We start from the raw sequence: 891 nt of genomic DNA, 5'->3' as shown, positions 1-891 counted from the left end.
CGATTTTCTTGTTGGCCCACTGGGTGACCAGGTCATCGTCCTTGAGGCTTACCGCGCCGGGGTCGGTCAGGCCGGACTTGACCAGTTCCATGATGAACTCAGCGGTTTCGACGTTCCGGTCGGTGACGATGTCCAGTTCGCCGGCTTCGTTAAAGAGCCCGCCGCCATTGTTGATCATCAGGCTCAGGGTGGCCATGGGCCCGAAGTTGGCGCTGCCGCCGCTGATGCCGAAGGCGTAGTAGCCCTTGGCGGCGATCTTCTTGCCGGTTTCGAGGAACTCATCCCATGTTGTGGGGACGGTGGCTCCGACTTCGTCCAGGATGGATTTGCGGTACCAGAGGGTCTGGACGTCCACTGCCCACGGCACGGCTACGTAGCCGTCGGGGGTTTTCATCGCGTCGATGGTGTTGGGCAGGAAGTCCTCGTAGAAGCCGTCTTTCTTGAACGATTCGATGAGGTTGTCTGCGTAGGCTACCGCGCCCTGGGCGGCGAACTGGAAGGATTGGAAGCCGCCGCCGGTGGACACGGCCGGGCCGGTCTTGGACGCGATCGCTGATGAGTATGTTTCGTTGAAGCCGTTCCAGAGGACCTGCTGGTAGCTGACCTCCGTGATGCCGTTGGAACCGGGCCAGGACTTGGCCAGCTTCTCGGCCTCGGCGGCAAACCCTTCCGGGCCCCAGGGCATATCCCAGAACTTCAGGGTCGTCCCGCCGGAAGCTCCATTGCTGCCGCCACCTGCTGCACAGGAGGAAAGGGACGCTGTCAGGGCAGCTGCACCGGCAAGGGAAATAAATCCTCGCCGGGACATGCCCGAAACAAGCGGGGTGTTCTTATTCATGACGATTCCTTCGCAATAGCTGAGGGTTGAAGAGCCGGCGCACCAACTCGTTG

1 protein-coding gene is annotated in these 891 nt (G+C 61.3%); it reads right to left on the bottom strand.

All coding sequences use genetic code 11. From position 1 onward, the window contains the following. Nucleotides 1–838 (bottom strand): ABC transporter substrate-binding protein (locus tag ACLKOZ_RS22450; protein ID WP_436478482.1); only part of this gene is annotated, 838 nt, incomplete at its 3' end. Nucleotides 839–891: the final 53 nt, after the last annotated feature.

The organism is Arthrobacter sp. R4, assembly GCF_051365025.1.
In the GTDB taxonomy this organism is placed as follows: domain Bacteria; phylum Actinomycetota; class Actinomycetes; order Actinomycetales; family Micrococcaceae; genus Arthrobacter.
Note: the sequence above shows the minus strand (reverse complement) of the source record. Positions and strands in the feature narration are given on the sequence as shown.